Source organism: Pseudomonas sp. AC252 (genome assembly GCF_979258105.1).
Window position 1 is genome coordinate 1,024,200 of the sequence record NZ_OZ409837.1, and the last position, 17,351, is coordinate 1,041,550.

Sequence of the window (17,351 nt, forward strand, 5' to 3'; positions counted from 1 at the left end):
GCCTCGTGTCTTGCGCGCGAAAACAATGGAAAACAGACTGTGGAGACCTGCTTGTTGTGGCGAGGGGATTCATCCCCGCTCGGCTGCGTAGCAGTCGTAGACTATCAACGGACTTATCTCAGAATCCGTTGACTGGTCTGGGAGCGCTTCGCTCCCCAGCGGGGATAAATCCCCTCGCCACAGAGGCTCACTCCTGCATTTTTAGATCGCTTTGACGGAAATGATTTCCACGTCAAAGGTCAGCGTCTTGCCCGCCAGCGGGTGGTTGAAGTCGACGGTCACTTGCGTGTCATCGAATTCCTTCACCACGCCTGGCAATTCAGTATTGGCCGCATCATTGAAGATCACCAGCAGCCCCGGCGACAACTCCATGTCGGTGAACTGCGAACGCGGGATAGTCTGCACGTTCTGCGGGTTCGGCTGACCGAAAGCGTTTTCCGGCTCGACGGTCAGGGTGCGCTTGTCGCCGGCCTTGAAACCGAACAGTGCGGCTTCGAAACCCGGCAGCAGGTTGCCGTCGCCGACCTTGAAGGTCGCCGGGGCCTTGTCGAAGGTACTGTCGACGGTGTCACCGTTTTCCAGGCGCAAGGCAAAGTGCAGCGTGACTTCGGTGTTCTGGCCGATGCGTTGCTCAGTCGATAGCGGTTCAGTCATGAGCGGCCTCTTCGGTTTTCTTCGATTTGAACATGTCCAGTGCCAGCATGATCGCGCCAACGGTGATCGCGCTGTCGGCAATGTTGAACGCCGGGAAATACCAGCGGTTCTGCCAGTGCACCAGGATGAAGTCGATCACATGGCCCAGGGCAACGCGGTCATACAGGTTGCCCAGCGCGCCACCCAGCACCAGTGCCAAGGCGACGGCCAGCCAGGTGTCGTTGCGGCCCAAACGCTTGAGCCAGACCACCAGCACGGCGCTGACCACAATCGCGATCAGGGCAAACAGCCAGCGCTGCCAGCCGGAGCTGTCGGCGAGGAAGCTGAAGGCAGCGCCAGTGTTATAGGCCAGGGTCCAGCTGAACAGATCGGGAATGATCACGATCTGCTGAAACATTTCGAGCCTGGCTTCGAAGTAGAACTTGCTGGCCTGGTCAATGACCAGGACCAGCAGGCTCAACCACAGCCAGCTCAGCCGTCCGAAACGGCCAATGGCATCAGGCATAGTGACGAACCTCGCCCGCGCCGCTGATGTTGTCGACGCAACGCCCGCAGATTTCCGGATGCTCCGGGTTCACGCCGACGTCTTCGCGGCAATGCCAGCAACGCGCGCATTTCGGGAACGTCGATTTGACGATCTTCAATTTCAGACCGCTGACTTCGGTGGCCACTGCATCGGCGGGAGCCTGCACGAACGGCGCAACGCTGGCAGTCGAGGTGATCAGGACAAAACGCAGCTCGTTGCTCAGCTTGGCCAGATCGGCGCTCAGCGCCTCTTCGGCAAACAGCGTCACTTCGGCCTGCAGGTTGCCACCGACGGCTTTCGCCGCACGCTGGATTTCCATCTCTTTGTTGACCGCGACTTTCACTTCCATGATGCGATCCCAGTAGGCGCGACCCAGCTCGAAGCCTTCCGGCAGCTCGGTCAGCCCTTCGTACCAGGTGTTGAGCATGACCGACTCATTACGCTCGCCCGGCAGGTATTGCCACAGCTCGTCGGCAGTGAAGGCGAGGATCGGCGCGATCCAGCGCACCAGCGCCTCGGAGATGTGGAACAGCGCGGTCTGGCACGAGCGACGGGCCTTGCTGTCGGCGCCGGTGGTGTACTGGCGGTCCTTGATGATGTCGAGGTAGAAACCACCCAGCTCCTGCACGCAGAAGTTGTGGATCTTCGAGTACACGTTCCAGAAACGGTATTCGCCGTAGTGCTCTTGCAACTCGCGTTGCAGCAGCAGCGTACGATCCACGGCCCAGCGATCCAGCGCCAGCATGTCTTCGGCCGGCAGCAGGTCGGTGGCCGGGTTGAAACCGGTCAGGTTGGAAAGCAGGAAGCGCGCGGTGTTACGGATACGACGGTAGGCATCGGCGCTGCGCTGCAGGATCTGCTCGGACACGGCCATTTCGCCGGAGTAGTCGGTCGAAGCGACCCACAGACGCATGATGTCGGCGCCCAGGGTGTCGTTGACCTTCTGCGGCGCGATCACGTTGCCCAGCGACTTGGACATCTTGCGCCCGGACTCATCGACGGTGAAACCGTGCGTCAGCAGTTCGCGGTACGGTGCGTGGTTGTCGATGGCGCAACCGGTCAGCAACGAGGAGTGGAACCAGCCACGGTGCTGGTCGGAACCTTCCAGGTACAGGTCGGCACGCGGGCCGCTCTCGTGGCCCATCGGGTGCGAACCGCGCAGGACGTGCCAGTGCGTGGTGCCCGAGTCGAACCAGACGTCGAGGGTGTCGCTGATCTTGTCGTACTGCGGCGCTTCATCGCCCAGCAGTTCGACTGCGTCGAGTTTGAACCAGGCTTCGATGCCTTCGACTTCAACGCGTTTGGCGACTTCTTCCATCAGCTCGACGGTACGCGGGTGCAGCTCGCCGCTTTCCTTGTTGAGGAAGAACGGGATCGGCACGCCCCAGTTGCGCTGACGCGAGATGCACCAGTCCGGACGATTGGCGATCATCGAGTGCAGACGCGCCTGGCCCCAGGCCGGAACGAACTTGGTGTCTTCGATGGCTTTGAGCGAGCGCACGCGCAAGGTGTCGCCGCTGGTTGGCTCCTTGTCCATGCCGATGAACCACTGCGCAGTGGCGCGGTAGATCAGCGGGGTCTTGTGGCGCCAGCAGTGCATGTAGCTGTGTTCGATGACGGTGGTGTGCATCAGCGCACCGACTTCGGTCAGTTTTTCCACGATGGCCGGGTTGGCCTTCCAGATGAACTGGCCGCCGAAGAATTCCAGCGAAGGCACGTATACGCCGTTGCTCTGCACCGGGTTGAGGATGTCGTCGTTGACCATGCCGTATTTCTTGCAGGTCACGAAGTCGTCCACGCCGTAGGCCGGGGCGGAGTGAACCACGCCGGTGCCAGCGCCCAGTTCGACGTAGTCAGCCAGGTACACCGGCGACAGACGATCGTAGAACGGGTGACGGAAGTTGATCAGCTCAAGTGCTTTACCGGTGGTGGTGGCGATGACCGAACCTTCCACGCCGTAGCGCGCCAGGCAGGCTTCGACCAGCTCTTCAGCCAGCACCAGCAGCTTGTCGCCGATATCGACCAGGGCGTAGTTGAATTCCGGGTGCACGTTCAGCGCCTGGTTGGCCGGGATGGTCCACGGGGTGGTGGTCCAGATCACGATCGCAGCAGGTTTGCTCAGCGAAGCCAGACCGAACGCGGCAGCCAGTTTGGCTTCATCAGCGATCGGGAACGCAACGTCGATGGTCGACGACTTCTTGTTCTCGTATTCGACTTCCGCTTCAGCCAGCGCCGAACCGCAATCGAAGCACCAGTTCACGGGCTTCAAGCCCTTGAAGACGAAACCGCCCTTGACGATTTCGGCGAGGGCACGGATTTCACCGGCCTCGTTCTTGAAGTCCATGGTCTTGTACGGGTTGGCGAAGTCGCCCAGCACACCGAGACGAATGAACTCGGACTTCTGCCCTTCGATCTGCTCGGTGGCGTAGGCACGGCACAGCTCGCGGGTTTTATCCGCGCCGAGGTTCTTGCCGTGGGTCACTTCAACCTTGTGCTCGATTGGCAGGCCGTGGCAGTCCCAGCCCGGGACGTACGGCGCGTCGAAACCCGACAGGGTTTTCGAGCGGATGATCATGTCCTTGAGAATCTTGTTCAGTGCGTGACCGATGTGGATCGTGCCGTTGGCGTACGGAGGGCCGTCGTGCAGGACGAACTTCGGACGATCCTTGCCAATCTCGCGCAACTTTCCGTACAGGCCAATACTGTCCCAGCGCTGCAGGATCTGCGGTTCGCGCTGTGGCAGGCCGGCCTTCATTGGGAAGGCGGTGTCCGGAAGGTTTAGCGTGGCTTTATAGTCGGTCATTTAAGGCTCTTCATTAGCGATGGGCGCTAGGTGCGGCTAGTGCACGGGCGGTGGCGACATCCGCATTGATCGCCGTTTTCAATGCCTCCAGAGAGGCGAAGCGCTGCTCTTCACGCAGCTTTTGGTGGAAAACCACCGTCAAACGCCGGTCATACAGATCGCCGGCAAAATCTAACAGATGGACCTCGAGGTGGGCTTTGCCATCCCCTTGCACCGTAGGGCGCACGCCGATATTGGCGACGCCGGGCCAGGTCTTGCCGTCGATGTCGACGTTCACCAGATACACCCCGGTGAACGGCACGCGACGGCGTTTGAGTTGAATATTGGCAGTGGGCGTGCCCAGTTGCCGGGCCAGTTTCTGGCCATGCAGCACGCGACCGGCGATGCGGTACGGACGCCCGAGCAAGCGTTCGGCCAAGGCAAAATCGGCCGCAGCCAAAGCGTTGCGCACTTGCGTGCTGCTGACGCGAATGCCGTCCAGCTCGACGGTTTGCGCAGCTTCGACGGTGAATCCGTGAACCTGCCCGGCCTGCATCAGAAAATCGAAATCGCCGAGGCGGTCACAACCGAAACGGAAATCGTCACCGACCTCCAGATGCTGTACACCGAGACCATCGACCAGAATGGTGTCGACGAACTCGCTGGCACTGAGCTTGCTCAAGCGCTGATTGAAGGCCAGGCACAAGACCCGGTCAACGCCTTCAGCGGCCAGCAATTGCAGCTTGTCGCGCAACCGCGCCAGACGTGCCGGTGCGGTGTCGGGAGCAAAGAACTCCCGTGGCTGCGGCTCGAAAATCACCACGCAGCTGGGTACGCCCAACTCAAGCGCACGCTCACGCAGTCGGGCCAGGATAGCCTGGTGACCACGGTGAACACCGTCAAAGTTGCCAATAGTGGCGACGCAGCCCCGATGCTGGGGGCGCAAGTTGTGGAGGCCTCGAACCAGCTGCATAACGCGCTTCTTGCTCATAAAGTGGTCGATTATAACCACACCCGACGGCCGACGACAGGCAACACCGTAACGCAAAGTGAACGAGCCGACAAAACCGCCGGCCCATGCCCGTCGATAAAGACTGAAACCTCAGCTCAAGGCCTTGCGATTGAAGTCGCGCAGGCGAAAACCCAACAGCAACAACATACCGAAATACGCCACCACGCCAGCAATCACCAGCGCGCCCAGGCGCAAGAAGCGCTCAAGCATATGGCCCTCATCCCACGCGGGCATGAAATGCATGCCGGCCAATAACACCGCCGACATCACCGTCACTGCAACGACCAGCTTGAAGCCGAATTTGCCCCAGCCCGGCTGCGGTTGATACATCTTTTGCTTGCGCAGTTGATAGAACAGCAGCCCGGCGTTCAGGCAAGCACCGGCACTGATCGCCAATGCCAGACCGGCGTGCGCCAGCGGGCCGATCAGCGCCAGGTTGAACAGCTGCGTGCAGACCAGGGTGAAAATTGCGATTTTCACCGGGGTGCGGATGTTCTGTTGCGCATAAAAGCCCGGCGCCAGCACTTTGATCACGATAATTCCGAGCAGGCCGACCGAATAGGCAATCAGCGCTCGCTGGGTCATCTCGGCATCAAAGCCGCTGAACTGGCCATACTGGAACAACGAAACGGTCAACGGTTCGGCAAGTATCCCCAGCGCCAGCGCGCACGGCAGCACCAGCACAAAGCACAGGCGCAGCCCCCAATCGAGGATTCGCGAATACTCGTGGCGATCCTTGCTGGCATAGGTCTTGGCCAGTGTCGGCAGCAGAATCGTGCCGAGTGCCACACCCAACACACCCGACGGCAATTCCATCAAGCGGTCGGCGTAATACATCCACGACACCGAACCTGCGACCAGAAACGAGGCGAAGATGGTGTTGATGATCAGCGAAATCTGACTGACCGACACGCCGAGAATCGCTGGCAGCATCTGCTTCATCACCCGCCACACGCCGCTGTCGCGCAGGTTCAGGCGTGGCAGCACCAGCATGCCGATCTTTTTCAGGTGCGGTAGCTGATACAGCAACTGCGCCAGACCGCCGACCAGCACCGCCCAACCAAGGGCCATGACCGGTGGATCGAAGTACGGCGTCAGGAACAGCGAAAATACGATCATGCTGACGTTGAGCAGAGTCGGCACGAAGGCCGGCACCGAGAAGCGGTTCCAGGTATTGAGGATCGCGCCGGCCAGCGACGACAGCGAGATCAGCAATATGTAAGGAAAGGTCACCCGCAACAGATCGGAGGTGAGCTGGAATTTCTCCGGGGTATCGGTAAAACCGGGCGCCGTGGCCCAGATCACCCAGGGCGCGGCGATCATGCCCAGCGCCGTCACTATCGCCAGCACCAGCGTCAGCAGGCCCGATACATAGGCAATAAAGGTGCGCGTCGCCTCCTCGCCCTGCTGGCTTTTATATTCGGCCAGGATCGGCACGAACGCCTGGGAGAAAGCCCCTTCGGCAAATATCCGCCGCAGCAGGTTGGGCAGTTTGAACGCAATAAAGAAGGCATCCGTGGCCATCCCGGCGCCGAATGTCCGCGCGATCAGCGTGTCACGAACAAAACCCAGAATCCGGGAAAGCATCGTGATAGAGCTGACGGCGGCCAACGATTTGAGCAGATTCATTGAGAGAGTTTGTGCCTGTCGATAAACAGCAGGCGAACAATGCGCCCACTTGTGCGATACTCCGCGCCGCAACAGCACAGAGCCAAAGCTCGCGAGTTTACAGGTCAAGCGCCGGAAATAAATATCCCGCCTCTTTATACCTACCACTTAGCGGAACGATTCAAGTGCCCTTGACAAGACAAGTCTTCATCGGCATGATTCGCGGCCTATTTTGTTTGCTATTTCCTAAAAAGTCTTTCGAGGAGCTCGACGGTGGCCAACTCACCTTCCGCCAAAAAACGTGCAAAACAGGCTGAGAAGCGTCGCAGCCACAACGCCAGCCTGCGTTCCATGGTTCGTACCTACATCAAGAATGTAGTTAAGGCCATCGACGCAAAAGACGCTGAAAAAGCTCAAGCTGCATACGTTCTGGCTGTGCCAGTTATCGACCGTATGGCCGATAAAGGCATCATCCACAAGAACAAGGCTGCTCGTCATAAGAGCCGCCTGAATGGCCACGTCAAAGCGCTGAAAGAAGCTGCTTAATCGACGTAGTCATTAAAAAACCGACCTCAGGGTCGGTTTTTTATTGCCTGTGATTTAACGAATCCAACGCAAAAAAATGTAGGAGTGGGCCTGCTCGCGAAGAGGTCATGTCAGTCGATACAAATATCAACTGACAGATCGAATTCGCGAGCAGGCTCGCTCCCACAGTTCGGATTGGTGGGGCTTATTGCTGGACCGGCACCCACGGCAGGATCGGGATGGCCGTGACCGCATTCTGCGGACTACCCTCGATCAAGCGATCACTGTAGACCAGGTACACCAGCGTGTTGCGCTTCTTGTCGAGGAAACGCACCACCTGCATCGTCTTGAACACCAGCGAGGTGCGCTCCTTGAACACCTCGTCGCCATCCTTCAGCTCTCCCTTGAACTTGATCGGCCCGACCTGGCGACAGGCGATCGAGGCCTCGGCGCGATCCTCTGCCAGACCGAGACCACCCTTCACTCCACCGGTCTTGGCGCGTGACAGGTAGCAGGTCACACCTTCGACTTTCGGATCGTCGAACGCCTCGACCACGATCCGGTCATTCGGCCCGACAAACTTGAATACCGTCGAGACCTGACCGATTTCCTCGGCCGAGGCCAGCAATGGCATGGCCATCAGCAGACCCAATAATCCTTTCGCTACACGCATCGAATTTTCCTTAGACCAGAATCAGGTTGTCACGGTGAACCAGCTCCGGCTCTGCCATGTAACCGAGCAAACCGACAATCGCATCCGACGACTGACCGATGATTTTTTGCGCTTCCAGGGCGCTGTAATTGGCCAGACCCCGAGCGATCTCCCGACCATCCGGCGCTACGCAGACGACCATCTCACCACGACGGAAACTGCCTTGAACCAGTTTCACCCCCACCGGCAGCAGACTTTTGTTGCCCTTGGACAACGCCGACACCGCTCCCTCATCCAGCACCAGAGTGCCACGGGTTTGCAAATGCCCGGCCAGCCACTGCTTGCGCGCCGCGAGCATGCCGCGCTCCGGCGATAGCAGCGTGCCGATGCGCTCGCCCGCCTTGAGACGATCAAGCACACGTTCAAGGCGCCCGCCGACGATGATGGTGTGCGCACCGGAACGCGCTGCCAGGCGCGCCGCACGCAACTTGGTCTGCATGCCGCCGCGCCCCAGCGCACCGCCGGTACCACCTGCAACCGCATCGAGCGTCGGATCATCGGCACGCGCTTCATAAATCAGCTGCGCATCGGGGTTGTTGCGCGGATCGGCGTCGAACATGCCGTCGCGATCGGTGAGGATCACCAGCAGATCCGCCTCGACCAGGTTGGCCACCAGCGCCGCCAGCGTGTCGTTATCGCCGAAACGGATTTCGTCGGTAACCACGGTGTCGTTTTCGTTGATCACCGGAATGACTTTCAGCTCGACCAGCGCACGCAAGGTACTGCGGGCGTTGAGGTAGCGCTTGCGGTCGGACAGGTCGTCGTGGGTCAGGAGAATCTGCGCGGTGTGCCGGCCATGCTCGGCGAAGCTTGATTCCCACGCCTGCACCAACCCCATCTGACCGATTGCAGCGGCCGCCTGGAGCTCGTGCATGGCACTGGGTCGTGCGGTCCAGCCCAAGCGACTCATGCCGGCCGCCACCGCCCCGGAGGACACCAGCACCAGCTCGACGCCCGCTTCATGCAGCGCCACCATCTGCTCGACCCAGACACTCATTGCCGCGCGATCCAGCCCTTTGCCGTCAGCTGTCAGCAAAGCGCTGCCGATCTTCACGACCCAACGCTGCGCACCTGTCACCTTGCTCCGCATCATCTTCAACCTTAGCTTGAGGGCAGCGCGACCTGGCACTGCCCGTGACGTTAATCGTGGCGATTGCTGACCAACGATCGATTTCCGGATACTAAAACGCCGCTCGATTGAGCGGCGTTCAAGTTTATCGCAACGGATCAGTCGCGCACGTAAATGATTTCCGGACCGTCTTCGTCATCCACATCTTCTTCGTCCCAGTCATCGTCGCCGATGTCATGGACCGACTTCACGCCACTGCGACGCAGGGCACGCTTGTCGTCCAGCGCCTGCAACTGCGCACGGGCTTCGTCTTCGATGCGCTGATCGAGATCGGCCAGCTCTTCCTTGTACGCAGGGTCTGCAGCCAAGCGATCGGCACGGTCTTCCATGTAGCGCATGATGTCGTGGCACAGACGCTCGGTACCGATCTTGGCGATGGCCGAGATCACGTACACCGGACCAGTCCACTCCAGGCGATCGACGATTTCCTTGACGCGAGCATCGTGCTCTTCCTCAAGAATCTGGTCGCACTTGTTCAGCACCAGCCAGCGATCACGCTCGGCCAGCGACGGGCTGAACTTGATCAGCTCGTTGACGATCACTTCAGCCGCGTCCGGCGCACTGGAATCATCCAGTGGCGCCATGTCGACGAGGTGCAGCAGCAGACGCGTACGCGCCAGGTGCTTGAGGAAGCGAATGCCCAGGCCGGCACCGTCGGAAGCGCCTTCGATCAGACCCGGAATGTCGGCAATGACGAAGCTCTTCCAGCGATCGACGCTGACCACACCCAGGTTCGGCACCAGCGTGGTGAACGGGTAGTCGGCGACTTTAGGCTTGGCGGCCGAGACCGAACGGATAAAGGTACTTTTACCGGCGTTCGGCAAGCCCAGCAGACCGACGTCGGCCAGCACTTTCATTTCCAGTTTCAGGTCGCGCTGCTCGCCCGGCTTGCCTGGCGTGGTCTGACGCGGTGCACGGTTGGTACTGGATTTGAAACGGGTGTTGCCCAGACCGTGCCAGCCGCCCTGCACGACCATCAGCTTCTGACCGGCCTTGGTCAGGTCGCCGATGACTTCCTGAGTAGCGGAATCGATCACCGTGGTGCCGACCGGCACGCGCAGGATCAGGTCTTCGCCCTTCTTGCCGGTGCAGTCGGTGCTGCCGCCGTTGGAGCCACGCTCGGCATCGAAGTGACGGGTGTAACGGTAGTCGACCAGGGTGTTGAGGTTTTCGTCGGCCATCATGTAGATGGAACCGCCGTCACCGCCATCACCGCCGTTCGGGCCGCCGTTTTCAATGAATTTTTCCCGGCGGAAACTCATGGCACCGTTGCCACCGTCACCGGCCTTTACGCGAATCGATACTTCATCAACAAACTTCATAACCAACGCCTCTCGCCGTACGGACGAGCCGAAAAACAATCAAGACATAAGACTCTTGCAAAAATGAGCGCAGCGACCCCAAGACACGACCTGCATCGCACGCCGACAGCCCATACAAACAGCTTTGCAAGAGACTCACCCCACAAACGAAAAAGCCCCGTCGCAAGACAGGGCTTCTCCAGCGATCTCGCGATTAAGCCGCGATTACGCTCACGTAACGACGACCGAAGGCGCCCTTTACTTCGAACTTGATCACGCCTTCGATTTTAGCGAAGAGAGTGTGATCCTTGCCCATGCCAACGCCGTAGCCAGCGTGGAATTGGGTGCCGCGCTGACGCACGATGATGTTGCCGGCCTTGATGACCTGGCCGCCATACATCTTCACGCCAAGGCGTTTGGCTTCTGAGTCGCGACCGTTACGGGTACTACCACCAGCTTTTTTGTGTGCCATGAGTTCAATTCTCCTAGTGAGGAATTAGGCTGTAATTAAGCCTGAATACCGGTGATTTTGATCTCGGTGAACCACTGGCGGTGGCCCATACGCTTCATGTGGTGCTTACGGCGACGGAACTTGATGATGCGGACTTTATCGTGACGACCTTGGGAGATCACTTCAGCCTTGACGGTTGCGCCAGCAACAACTGGTGCGCCGATGTTCACGTCGTCGCCGTTGGCGACCAGCAGAACGCGATCAAAAGTCACGGATTCGCCAGTAGCGATTTCCAGTTTTTCGATCTTCAGGTATTCACCTTCAGCGACCTTGTATTGCTTACCGCCGGTAACGATTACTGCGTACATGGTATTTCTCCGATAATCCTGCTCACCCAGCTCTTTATAAGAAGAGGTATTGGCTGGCATGGCTGCATGGGGCTGGAACGGCCCAAGTGCAATTGCGTAAGGCAGGTGCTGCCCAGGAAGTTCAGGGTGCGCGATTGTACGCAAGCAATCTGCCTCGCGCAAGTGGCCGTCCATCGCGCCTTGACAGGTCTGGACGGGGGTCCTAGCATGCCGCGCAACCCTTCTGGAGCGACTCTCGCTGATGCAACCCCAAGCTTTCTACCGCGCGGTGGCGGACGATTTTAGCGCCGTCGACGGCATCATCAAGAAGCAGCTGACGTCTCGAGTGCCGCTGGTATCGAAAATCGGCGATTACATCACGTCGGCCGGCGGCAAACGCCTGCGTCCTTTATTAGTGTTGCTGTGTGGCAAGGCCCTGGGTCGCGAAGGCGACGACATGCGCCTGCTGGCCGCCACCATCGAATTCCTGCACACCGCCACCCTGCTGCATGACGACGTCGTCGACATGTCCGGCATGCGTCGTGGCCGCTCGACCGCCAACGCCATGTGGGGCAATGCCCCGAGCGTGCTGGTCGGCGACTTCCTGTACTCGCGCTCGTTCGAAATGATGGTCGAACTGGGCTCGATGCCGGTGATGAAGATCCTCTCCCAGGCCACGCGCATCATCGCTGAAGGCGAAGTGTTGCAGTTGTCCAAGGTGCGTGACGCCAGCACCAGCGAAGAAACCTACATGGAAGTCATCCGCGGCAAGACCGCGATGCTCTTCGAAGCCTCGACCCACAGCGCCGCCGCGCTCGCCGGCGCGACCGCCGAGCAGAGCGAAGCCCTGCGCACCTTCGGCGATCACCTGGGTGTGGCGTTCCAGCTGGTTGATGACCTGCTCGACTATAAAGGCGACGCGGAAACCCTGGGCAAGAACGTCGGTGACGATCTGGCCGAAGGCAAGCCGACCCTGCCGTTGATCTACACCATGCGCGAAGGCACCGCCGAACAGGCAGCGCTGGTGCGTCAGGCGATCCAGAAAGGCGGGATCGAAGACCTGGAAAGCATCCGCATCGCCGTCGAAGCGTCCGGCTCGCTGGAGTACACCGCGCAACTGGCCCGCGATTACGTAGCCCGCGCGATCAAGTGCCTCGAGGCGCTGCCGGCCAGCGAATACCGCGATGCGCTGGTGGAACTGAGCGAGTTCGCGGTAGCCCGCACGCACTGATATTGCTGAAACAAGATCAAAAGATCGCAGCCTTCGGCAGCTCCTACATGGGGTGCCGATGCTGCGATCTTTTGCTTTTGCCTGCCTGAAAAGCTAAAACCCTATACAATGTGCGCCCTTTAGCCCTCCTGATACCCAAGGAACCTTAGTGAGCACGTTGCCACCCTGCCCGAAATGCAATTCCGAATACACCTACGAAGACGGCACCCAACTGGTCTGCCCCGAGTGCGCCCACGAGTGGTCTGCCAGCGGCGAAGCCGAAGTGGCGGCCGATGATGCCGTGAAGAAAGATTCGGTCGGCAACGTCCTGCAGGACGGCGACACCATCACCGTGATCAAGGACCTCAAGGTCAAGGGCACGTCGCTGGTGGTCAAGGTCGGCACCAAGGTCAAGAATATCCGCCTGTGCGATGGCGATCATGACATCGACTGCAAGATCGACGGCATCGGCCCGATGAAGCTCAAATCCGAGTTCGTCAGAAAAGTCTGATCCTTGCGTCATCCATCCTGCGCCAGCCGTGGGATGGAGCTTTGCCCTCCCCCTTCGGCTCAATGAATCCGCGCATGGCCATCAGCCAGTCGTTTTGACCTGACACAACCTTTACCCGGAAAACTCCACGATCCGCCAATAGGCACTTGCTATTTGATGAATAAGAATTATTCTCATTGAAACCTTTCAAGGAGATGAGACCCATGACTTATTTGATCGACGCCTGGCTGGATCGCCCACACCCTTACCTCAGAATTCTCCATCGGGAAACCGGCGAAGTCTGCGCGGTGCTTGAAGAAGAAGCGCTGCATGAGCTGCAGGATCAAGGCGATCTGGACGTCAGCAGCCTCAATTCCAGCGAGCCGCTGGTGCTCAAGGAGCTGGTGCGCAATCTGTTCCTGTTCTGCTATGCCCGGGCGTTGCGCCCGACCAGTGAGCTGCACAACAAGATCGAAATATGAGCGGTAATACAAAATCTGTGGGAGCGAGCCTGCTCGCGAAGATGGATTTGCAGTCGACGATTGAGTTGACTGACACACCGCCTTCGCGAACAGGCTCGTTCCCACAGGGTTAGCCTGCCACCAAGGCAGGCTCGGTATTACAAAACGTCGAGCAGCTCGACGTCGAACACCAGAACGCTGTGCGGCGGGATGCTGCCAACGCCTTGTGCGCCATACGCCAGTTCGCTCGGCACGTACAGGCGCCATTTGCTGCCGGCATTCATCAGTTGCAGGGCTTCGGTCCAGCCAGCGATCACGCCGCCAACCGGGAATTCTGCAGGCTGGCCGCGCTCGTAGGAGCTGTCGAACACCGTGCCGTCGATCAGTGTGCCGTGGTAGTGCGTACGCACCTGGTCTTCACGGGTCGGCTTGGCGCCGTCGCCCTGAGTCAGTACTTCGAATTGCAGGCCGGAAGCCAGGGTGGTGATGCCGTCACGCTTGGCGTTTTCGGCGAGGAAGGCCAGGCCTTCGCCAGCCGCGGCTTCAGCCTTGGCAGCGGCTTCGGCTTGCATGATTTCGCGGATAACCTTGAAGCTGGCGGACATCTCTTCCTGGCCAACACGGCTTGGCTTGCCGGCGAAAGCGTCGGTCAGACCGGCCAGGATCGCGTCCAGGCTGACACCCGGTGGCGGGTTGTCGCGCAGCTGGTCGCCGAGTTGACGGCCGATACCGTAGCTGACGCGGGTTTCGTCGGTGGACAGATTTACTTCGGACATGACACTGCTCCGCTGTGCGGACGGCCTCAGGACTTGCCGTGCGTGCACAGCGCGTCCCGGCGCGCCCGGAACCAAAAGGGCGAGCAGACTAGCACAGATACCCGGGGTTGGGGCCGGGCCTACAGGGCCGAACGCCAGGCCAGCGGCACTTTGAGGCTTTCATTAATGCCACCGCCCAGCCCGCACATTTCATCGTGCACCGAGGTGTGGACCAGATTGAACGGCAGCACCGGAAACGCGTGCAGCACGTCCCGCGCGTGCTCGACCGAGCGCAGAGTCAGGGTTTTCCCCAGCGGATCATGCAGCGGATGAGCCGCGCCGTGCATGCGTGCTTCCAGCAAATAGATCCCGCCCTCCATGGAAATCAGATTCAACTCATCGACCTTGCCGGCGATGGCAAACGCATTCAACTCTTGCAGGTTCATGGGAGCACCTCACACCGTGGCGAATCGCACCGTTACAGGGATAGGCCGCTGCGCTTGAAAGCACAAGCCACAAACAAAACCGCCCGTCTGTTTCGCAACAGACGGGCGGCTCTTTTGCAGAGATCGGCTGATCAGTGCTTGGTGACCTTGTCCAGGTAACCCATGGCAAACGCGGACACCACAAAAGTCATGTGAATGATCACGTACCACATCAGATGCTCGGGATCGACGTTCTTGGCATCCATGAAGATGCGCAACAGGTGGATCGAAGAAATCGCCACGATCGACGCCGCGACTTTCATCTTCAGCGACGACGAGTCCATGGTGCCCAGCCAGCTGAGCTTCTCTTTGCCTTCGTCGATGTCCAGTTGCGAGACAAAGTTCTCGTAGCCGGAAATCATCACCATCACCAGCAGACCACCCACCAGTGCCATGTCGATCAGCGACAGCAGCACCAGAATCAGGTCCGATTCAGCCATGGCGAAGACATTGGGCAGGATATGGATGATTTCCTGGAAGAACTTCAATGCCAGCGCCAGCAGACCGAGGGACAGGCCGATGTAGATCGGCGCCAGCAGCCAGCGGGTGGCGTACATTGCATTTTCGATAAAGCGTTCCATTGACTCTCACACAAGGGGCTGGAAATGGCGGCGAGTATAACAGCCCGCTGTGACAGCCAGAAACCGCCGGAAAATCCGCTACCTGCGTGTGTGTGACAAATTTTTTCTGCTAGTGTCCAAAGCATTGACAGCCCAATGACAGTGGACAGGACGCGTGGAAATGGATGTGCGATCAGCCTTGACGACTGCCGGATTCTGCATTGCTTTACTCATCGGCGGTTGCTCGCCGAGCGATGAAAAGCACGTCGCCAACCTCGACGAAAAGACCGCCACCTTCGAACAGTCACTGGACGCGATCAGCGACCCGAAGCTCAAGGACGCCATCACCGAACTCGGCGGTTCGCTGCTGTTGCTCGAAAGGGCCCGACTCAAGCTCGACGACATCACCCCGCACACCGAATACGGCGCCGACGCCCTCGCCGTGCTCAAGCACTACCCTACCCCGCAAGCGCTGGTCGATACCTTTATCAATGGCCTGTTCGTGCTGCACAAGGACGCCAGCTCGGATTACCTCACCGATCTGCAGCCGGTATTCCCGTTCAACCTGAACATTCCCGGCGGTTTTCTGTTCCCGCACGGCATCGAGTGGCACTCGGTGACGTTGAGCAACAAACGCGTGATCGCCTGGCAGCCGGAGTGGTCGGAAACCGATCCGGGCATTCAGCTCAGCCCGTCCAGTTCCAACGTGACCAATCCCGATGACCTGACGGTGACCTACCCGTTTATCGATGGCCTCAACGTCGAGAAGAAAAGCCTGCCGCAACCGGTCAGCCTTCAAGGCCAGATCGAAGTCATTGCGCCGCGTCGCTTGTACAGTTTCGACCTGACACAGAAAGACGTCGGCCAGACTCGCAGCAACGACAACCTCAGCGTCAAACTGCTCAAACTGGAAAAGAACTACGCCGAAGTCGAAGTCAGCAACAGCCTGCCGCTGGCCGCAGAAGTCGCCGAGACCCGCATCAATCCGCTGATCGTCCAGGCCCGCGACGCCAGCGGCCAATACCTGGTGCGCGCCGGTTCGATCAACGAAAGCCCGGAGCAGGTGGAGTTTTATCAGCAACAACTGGCTCAGCTACAGAAGCAAACGAGCTGGAGCGACACCCTGGAAAAACAGCTCAGCGACGACCAGCAAGCCTTCGAGAAGGATCACCCGCGCCGCTATAACAAGGTGTATTTCCACGGCCCGATCGACACGCTGGAAGTCAGCGTGCTCGATTTCTCCTCGGCAACGGTGACGCGCAAACCGCTGGACCTGCCGGTGCGCACCTTCAATCCGCACACCACGGCCAAAGCCGTGCAGCCGCTGGACCTGCCAGTTGTGGTGTATGACGATCTCGCCGCCAACTGGCTCAAAGGCGCGGACCTGACCGAGGAACAATTGAAGGCCGGCGTGCGCATTCATCAATCGGTGGAAGAGCCGAGCGCGGCGCGGATCGAGTTTTCCCACCGCCGCACCTTCAATGACGAACTGCTCGGCGACGAACTCAATCCCGGCGTCAGCCCGGTGACTTTCTTCACGGAAAAGCGCGGCGGCAAACTCGACGAGCCGATCGAACTGCCGCCCGAGGCGTACCAGGTCGATCCGCTGCAAGCGACGATTACTTATGATCTGACTCTGTTTCCGGAAACCCCGGCGATTGCCGTAGGTTCGATGCCGTTGTTCCTGGCGACAGTGGCCAAGCAATCCTACGACGCGCAGGCATTGCCCAAAGGCCTGGCGATCAAGGACAACACGCTGGTGGTCGACCTGAAAACCTTCCCGGCCAACGAATGGCGTTTCTTCGTCAAGGACGACAGTGGCCACTACCTCAAGCAGATTCTTTCGGTCAGCCACGACGCCAGCACCGAAGGCCCGGCGCTGCTTGGCGTGCACTACTTTTATGGTCGCCCGACTCGCGTGGAAACCTATCAGCGCACCGACCTCGCGACCGTGCAATACGGCTTTGAGGTCAAGCTCGACAAGGCGCCGGCGGACCAGACGGCGCCTTAACCGTTGAGACTGCGACCCCGGCCGCCGTTGATCTGCCGCAACTGAGCTTGCAGGTGCAGGCTCCAGATCTGCGGATCATCGGCCAGTTCGTAGCCGTGCAAGGTCAGGCTTTCAACAATCGTGTCGAGAATCGACTCGGCCGCCACCGGGCCGTGGAACGGGCCTTGGGCTTTGATCGCGGAAGGTTGTTCGCCGGCCATGCCGGCCGCGAAGAGCAGCGTCCACATGCCGTTGTCGCCGGCCAGCGGCTTGACGGCGCATTCGATCCGGGTCACCAGACCCAGGCATTGACGGGTGAGACAGAGGTTGCGCGACATGGCGGCGACCCTCGG

General features: G+C 59.6%; 19 protein-coding genes. 5 read left to right on the forward strand and 14 right to left on the reverse strand.

Features of this window, described 5'->3' with window-relative positions; translation table 11 throughout:
• Window positions 1-201: 201 nt before the first annotated feature.
• The 5 genes from fkpB to murJ form a co-directional block, all read right to left on the reverse strand.
• Complete coding sequence (gene fkpB, locus ACZZZ4_RS04780) at window positions 202-654, reverse strand: FKBP-type peptidyl-prolyl cis-trans isomerase (RefSeq protein WP_016773128.1); 453 nt, start codon at window positions 652-654, stop codon at window positions 202-204.
• Window positions 647-1,159 carry a signal peptidase II gene (gene lspA / locus ACZZZ4_RS04785; RefSeq protein ID WP_039761690.1) on the reverse strand — a complete coding sequence of 171 codons (513 nt, stop codon included), beginning with the start codon at window positions 1,157-1,159 and terminating at the stop codon, window positions 647-649. Before lspA ends, fkpB begins: the two co-directional genes overlap by 8 nt.
• Window positions 1,152-3,983 carry an isoleucine--tRNA ligase gene (gene ileS, locus ACZZZ4_RS04790; RefSeq protein WP_463547343.1) on the reverse strand — a complete coding sequence of 944 codons (2,832 nt, stop codon included), beginning with the start codon at window positions 3,981-3,983 and terminating at the stop codon, window positions 1,152-1,154. The genes lspA and ileS overlap by 8 nt, the downstream gene beginning before the upstream one ends.
• A 13-nt stretch (window positions 3,984-3,996) precedes the next feature.
• Window positions 3,997-4,935 (reverse strand): bifunctional riboflavin kinase/FAD synthetase, encoded by a 939-nt coding sequence (gene ribF / locus ACZZZ4_RS04795; protein ID WP_016773125.1) that lies wholly within the window; start codon window positions 4,933-4,935, stop codon window positions 3,997-3,999.
• A gap of 129 nt (window positions 4,936-5,064) precedes the next feature.
• Window positions 5,065-6,603, reverse strand: a complete 1,539-nt coding sequence (gene murJ / locus ACZZZ4_RS04800) for a murein biosynthesis integral membrane protein MurJ (protein ID WP_129999797.1) — start codon at window positions 6,601-6,603, stop codon at window positions 5,065-5,067.
• Between the two features lie 252 nt (window positions 6,604-6,855).
• Here murJ and rpsT point away from each other — a divergent pair, with 252 nt between their 5' ends.
• The gene (rpsT, locus tag ACZZZ4_RS04805; RefSeq protein ID WP_003228351.1) at window positions 6,856-7,128 is read left to right on the forward strand and encodes a 30S ribosomal protein S20; all 273 of its coding nucleotides are present in this window, start codon (window positions 6,856-6,858) and stop codon (window positions 7,126-7,128) included.
• 184 nt (window positions 7,129-7,312) lie between these two features.
• Here the strand turns inward: rpsT and ACZZZ4_RS04810 are convergent, their stop codons facing one another.
• From ACZZZ4_RS04810 to rplU, 5 genes are all read right to left on the reverse strand, one after another.
• Window positions 7,313-7,780: a CreA family protein gene (locus ACZZZ4_RS04810; protein WP_039761698.1), complete on the reverse strand. Its 468-nt coding sequence runs from the start codon at window positions 7,778-7,780 to the stop codon at window positions 7,313-7,315.
• Window positions 7,781-7,790: 10 nt separating this feature from the next.
• The gene (gene proB, locus ACZZZ4_RS04815) at window positions 7,791-8,909 is read right to left on the reverse strand and encodes a glutamate 5-kinase (protein ID WP_039761700.1); all 1,119 of its coding nucleotides are present in this window, start codon (window positions 8,907-8,909) and stop codon (window positions 7,791-7,793) included.
• A 137-nt stretch (window positions 8,910-9,046) separates the two neighbouring features.
• Window positions 9,047-10,270 carry an Obg family GTPase CgtA gene (gene cgtA / locus ACZZZ4_RS04820; protein WP_016773122.1) on the reverse strand — a complete coding sequence of 408 codons (1,224 nt, stop codon included), beginning with the start codon at window positions 10,268-10,270 and terminating at the stop codon, window positions 9,047-9,049.
• 193 nt (window positions 10,271-10,463) lie between these two features.
• Window positions 10,464-10,721 (reverse strand): 50S ribosomal protein L27, encoded by a 258-nt coding sequence (gene rpmA / locus ACZZZ4_RS04825; protein ID WP_016773121.1) that lies wholly within the window; start codon window positions 10,719-10,721, stop codon window positions 10,464-10,466.
• A 35-nt stretch (window positions 10,722-10,756) separates the two neighbouring features.
• The gene (gene rplU / locus ACZZZ4_RS04830; RefSeq protein ID WP_007924746.1) at window positions 10,757-11,068 is read right to left on the reverse strand and encodes a 50S ribosomal protein L21; all 312 of its coding nucleotides are present in this window, start codon (window positions 11,066-11,068) and stop codon (window positions 10,757-10,759) included.
• A gap of 241 nt (window positions 11,069-11,309) precedes the next feature.
• On the opposite strand from rplU, the gene ACZZZ4_RS04835 reads away from it, so the two are divergent.
• The 3 genes from ACZZZ4_RS04835 (at window position 11,310) to ACZZZ4_RS04845 (ending at window position 13,229) form a co-directional block, all read left to right on the forward strand.
• Window positions 11,310-12,278, forward strand: a complete 969-nt coding sequence (locus ACZZZ4_RS04835) for a polyprenyl synthetase family protein (protein WP_016773120.1) — start codon at window positions 11,310-11,312, stop codon at window positions 12,276-12,278.
• Window positions 12,279-12,426: 148 nt separating this feature from the next.
• Complete coding sequence (locus tag ACZZZ4_RS04840; protein ID WP_016773119.1) at window positions 12,427-12,768, forward strand: zinc ribbon domain-containing protein YjdM; 342 nt, start codon at window positions 12,427-12,429, stop codon at window positions 12,766-12,768.
• Window positions 12,769-12,971: 203 nt separating this feature from the next.
• Window positions 12,972-13,229 (forward strand): PA4570 family protein, encoded by a 258-nt coding sequence (locus tag ACZZZ4_RS04845; protein ID WP_039761704.1) that lies wholly within the window; start codon window positions 12,972-12,974, stop codon window positions 13,227-13,229.
• A 137-nt stretch (window positions 13,230-13,366) separates the two neighbouring features.
• On the opposite strand, the gene ACZZZ4_RS04850 is transcribed toward ACZZZ4_RS04845, so the two are convergent.
• The 3 genes from ACZZZ4_RS04850 to ACZZZ4_RS04860 form a co-directional block, all read right to left on the reverse strand.
• Entirely contained in the window at window positions 13,367-13,984 is a 618-nt protein-coding gene (locus tag ACZZZ4_RS04850) for an FKBP-type peptidyl-prolyl cis-trans isomerase (RefSeq protein WP_016773117.1), read from the reverse strand.
• Window positions 13,985-14,103: 119 nt separating this feature from the next.
• Entirely contained in the window at window positions 14,104-14,409 is a 306-nt protein-coding gene (locus ACZZZ4_RS04855) for a DUF6482 family protein (protein WP_310406978.1), read from the reverse strand.
• A 131-nt stretch (window positions 14,410-14,540) separates the two neighbouring features.
• Window positions 14,541-15,029, reverse strand: a complete 489-nt coding sequence (locus tag ACZZZ4_RS04860; protein WP_016773116.1) for a TIGR00645 family protein — start codon at window positions 15,027-15,029, stop codon at window positions 14,541-14,543.
• Between the two features lie 160 nt (window positions 15,030-15,189).
• Between ACZZZ4_RS04860 and ACZZZ4_RS04865 the strand changes: the two genes are divergently transcribed.
• Entirely contained in the window at window positions 15,190-17,019 is a 1,830-nt protein-coding gene (locus ACZZZ4_RS04865; RefSeq protein ID WP_463547344.1) for a hypothetical protein, read from the forward strand.
• Here the strand turns inward: ACZZZ4_RS04865 and ACZZZ4_RS04870 are convergent.
• Window positions 17,016-17,336 (reverse strand): PA4575 family protein, encoded by a 321-nt coding sequence (locus ACZZZ4_RS04870; RefSeq protein WP_016773114.1) that lies wholly within the window; start codon window positions 17,334-17,336, stop codon window positions 17,016-17,018. The genes ACZZZ4_RS04865 and ACZZZ4_RS04870 overlap by 4 nt on opposite strands.
• Between the last annotated feature and the right edge of the window lie 15 nt (window positions 17,337-17,351).

What these genes read in the sequence shown, in the direction of transcription:
- rplU (WP_007924746.1), bottom strand. Translation starts at nt 11,068, where the DNA reads ATGTACGCAGTAATCGTTACCGGCGGTAAGCAATACAAGGTCGCTGAA.
- ribF (WP_016773125.1), bottom strand. Translation starts at nt 4,935, where the DNA reads ATGCAGCTGGTTCGAGGCCTCCACAACTTGCGCCCCCAGCATCGGGGC.
- rpmA (WP_016773121.1), bottom strand. Translation starts at nt 10,721, where the DNA reads ATGGCACACAAAAAAGCTGGTGGTAGTACCCGTAACGGTCGCGACTCA.
- proB (WP_039761700.1), bottom strand. Translation starts at nt 8,909, where the DNA reads ATGCGGAGCAAGGTGACAGGTGCGCAGCGTTGGGTCGTGAAGATCGGC.
- ACZZZ4_RS04835 (WP_016773120.1), top strand. Translation starts at nt 11,310, where the DNA reads ATGCAACCCCAAGCTTTCTACCGCGCGGTGGCGGACGATTTTAGCGCC.
- cgtA (WP_016773122.1), bottom strand. Translation starts at nt 10,270, where the DNA reads ATGAAGTTTGTTGATGAAGTATCGATTCGCGTAAAGGCCGGTGACGGT.
- ACZZZ4_RS04870 (WP_016773114.1), bottom strand. Translation starts at nt 17,336, where the DNA reads ATGTCGCGCAACCTCTGTCTCACCCGTCAATGCCTGGGTCTGGTGACC.
- ileS (WP_463547343.1), bottom strand. Translation starts at nt 3,983, where the DNA reads ATGACCGACTATAAAGCCACGCTAAACCTTCCGGACACCGCCTTCCCA.
- ACZZZ4_RS04865 (WP_463547344.1), top strand. Translation starts at nt 15,190, where the DNA reads ATGGATGTGCGATCAGCCTTGACGACTGCCGGATTCTGCATTGCTTTA.
- fkpB (WP_016773128.1), bottom strand. Translation starts at nt 654, where the DNA reads ATGACTGAACCGCTATCGACTGAGCAACGCATCGGCCAGAACACCGAA.
- ACZZZ4_RS04855 (WP_310406978.1), bottom strand. Translation starts at nt 14,409, where the DNA reads ATGAACCTGCAAGAGTTGAATGCGTTTGCCATCGCCGGCAAGGTCGAT.
- murJ (WP_129999797.1), bottom strand. Translation starts at nt 6,603, where the DNA reads ATGAATCTGCTCAAATCGTTGGCCGCCGTCAGCTCTATCACGATGCTT.
- ACZZZ4_RS04860 (WP_016773116.1), bottom strand. Translation starts at nt 15,029, where the DNA reads ATGGAACGCTTTATCGAAAATGCAATGTACGCCACCCGCTGGCTGCTG.
- ACZZZ4_RS04845 (WP_039761704.1), top strand. Translation starts at nt 12,972, where the DNA reads ATGACTTATTTGATCGACGCCTGGCTGGATCGCCCACACCCTTACCTC.
- ACZZZ4_RS04810 (WP_039761698.1), bottom strand. Translation starts at nt 7,780, where the DNA reads ATGCGTGTAGCGAAAGGATTATTGGGTCTGCTGATGGCCATGCCATTG.
- lspA (WP_039761690.1), bottom strand. Translation starts at nt 1,159, where the DNA reads ATGCCTGATGCCATTGGCCGTTTCGGACGGCTGAGCTGGCTGTGGTTG.
- ACZZZ4_RS04850 (WP_016773117.1), bottom strand. Translation starts at nt 13,984, where the DNA reads ATGTCCGAAGTAAATCTGTCCACCGACGAAACCCGCGTCAGCTACGGT.